The following is a 2,258-nucleotide window of genomic DNA, read 5'->3' on the forward strand; positions in this document are numbered from 1 at the left end:
TGTCGGCAGCGGCCTAATGTGAGGCCAGTCTGAGCGGCTCAATCGTGGGCCATCGTGCGTTCTCGTTTGTCGTGTCAGTTGGTGTCGTTGCCGGTCTGGATGCGGCCGAGTTCGCCGCGGCCGCGCATGCGGTAGGACTCGCCTTTGAGGGAGTGGACCTCGGCGTGGTGGACGAGTCGGTCGATCATGGCGGCAGCCACGGTCTCGTCGCCGAAGGTCTCGCCCCAGCGGCCGAAGGGCTTGTTCGAGGTGACGATCACGCTGGCCCTCTCATATCTGTTCGAAACGAGCTGGAAGAACAGGTTTGCCGCCTCCGGCTCGAACGGTATGTAGCCGACCTCGTCGATCACGATCAGTGGATAGCGGCCGAGCTTGACGAGTTCGTCCTGGAGCCGGCCAGTGTGGTGGGCGGCCGCCAGGCGGTCGACCCATTGGGAGGCGGTGGCGAACGCGACGCGGTGGCCGGCCTGGCAGGCTCTGACGGCGAGTCCGGTGGCGAGGTGGGTTTTGCCGGTGCCGGGCGGTCCGAGGAAGACGATGTTCTCCTTGCCAGTGATGAAGTCCAGTGTGCCAAGGTGGGCGAGCTGTTGGCGCGTCATGCCCCGCAGGTGGGCGGTGTCGATCTCCTCGATGGTCTTGACCGCGGGAAAGCGGGCGGCGCGAATGCGTTGCTCGCCGCCGTGGGACTCGCGGGCGGCGACCTCGCGCTGCAGGCAGGCGGCCAGATACTCCTGGTGGGTCCAGGACTCGGTGCGGGCTCGCCCGGCCAGGCGTTCGGCGGCGTCCAGCAGAGCGGGAGCTTTCATCGCGCGGGCGAGGAACGCCAGGTCAGCGGCAGTCTGCCTGCCGGTCTGGGCCGCGAGGCCGTCGGCGGGTCCGGCAGTGGATGCGGTGGTGCGGGCCATCAGGTGTCCTTTCCGGCGCCGCCCTCGATGAGGGTGAAGATGCGGTCGTAGGAGCCCAGCGCCCGCTGTTCGACCTCAATGCCCCAGTCGTCCTTGGCCAAAGCCGTGGAGAGCGCGGTGGTGGTGCGGACGGGTGGCCGGGCCTGGTCGCGCAGGTGACGTGCCGCGACGGCGTGCTCGGGGTCGGTGATGGTCTGGTGCCGGGCCCAGCAGCGGCCGTGACGAGCGACCACGTCATTGCCGCAGGTCACGACGATGCTGTCGGTGTCGGTCCGGACGGTGATCCGGTGCCCGATTGCCCGGGGGTGGACGGAGTAGTCGCATGTGTCGACGCGGATGTAGTGGTCGCGGCCGAGCCGGATGGTGCGCGGCCACCAGTTCGGCGGGGCGACCGGCGGCAGGGCGAGCATCGCCGACCGGTCCGCCTCCCAGCGGTCGACGGGGTGGGCGTCGATGCTGCGGTGCCGGCGCCGGTTGGCAACCTGCAGCCAGGCGGTGAGCTGACCGTTGAAGTCGTCCGGGCCGGTGAAGACGCGGCCGGGTAGGAAGCTGGTCTCCAGATAGCCGTTCGCCCGCTCGACCAGGCCTTTCGCCTCGGGATCACGGGGCCGGCAGAAGTGGATCCGGATCGCGAGCAGGCCGGCGAGTGCCGCGAACTCGGTCGTGGGCCTGCCCCTGCCGACACCGGCTTCATTGTCCCAGACCAGCGTCCTGGGAACCGCCTGCCAGCCGGACAGCAGCTGCCAGTGCCCGTCGATCAGATCAGCGGTGGTCCGGGACGGCAGCATTCTCGCGGTGATCATCCGCGAGTAGCCCGACACCATCACCAGCACCGGCGGTCGCCCCGTCTGCCCATAGCCGAGCGGGATGTCCACCGCCGGGAACCACAGATCACACTGAGCAAGTTCGCCCGGCTGATAGACCGTCCGGGAGACCGGGTCGACCGGCAGGTAGGCGGGCCTCAATTCCCTGACCCGTTCGCGCAGGATCGTCAGCCCGCGATCCCAACCGATCCGCTCTGCGATCACCGTGACCGGCATCGTCGGGGTCTGCTTCAACAACTCCCGGATCGCGGGCTCGACCGCGTCCACCGCCGAGCCCTTCGGCGCCCGCCGGTACTGCGGTGGCCGATCCGAGGCCAACGCCCGCAGCACGGTTCCCCGCGAAATTCCCAGCTCACGGGCCACCGCCCGGGCGGACAACCCCTCACTCCGATGCAACCGACGGATCTCAGCCCAGTCCTCCACGCGGATCACCCTCGCTTCCTCCTGACTCCAGCACCGCTGAAGCCAGGATGATCACGAGACCACCGACCGGCCCGCTTTTGATCCGCTACCCGTGGCCCTCATTTCA

2 protein-coding genes are annotated in these 2,258 nt (G+C 68.9%); both read right to left on the minus strand.

Features of this window, described 5'->3' with window-relative positions:
- Positions 1–74: 74 nt before the first annotated feature.
- A complete protein-coding gene (gene istB / locus ACFZAU_RS41770; protein ID WP_500556599.1) occupies positions 75–905 on the minus strand; it encodes an IS21-like element helper ATPase IstB in 831 nt (276 codons plus the stop codon).
- Complete coding sequence (gene istA / locus ACFZAU_RS41775) at positions 905–2,161, minus strand: IS21 family transposase (protein WP_500556600.1); 1,257 nt, start codon at positions 2,159–2,161, stop codon at positions 905–907. Before istA ends, istB begins: the two co-directional genes overlap by 1 nt.
- Between the last annotated feature and the right edge of the window lie 97 nt (positions 2,162–2,258).

The organism is Streptomyces sp. NPDC008238 (genome assembly GCF_042956445.1).
Taxonomy (GTDB): Bacteria; Actinomycetota; Actinomycetes; order Streptomycetales; family Streptomycetaceae; genus Actinacidiphila.

Excerpts from the sequence above, each read along its gene's own strand:
- istB (WP_500556599.1), bottom strand. The coding sequence starts at position 905 with ATGGCCCGCACCACCGCATCCACTGCCGGACCCGCCGACGGCCTCGCG.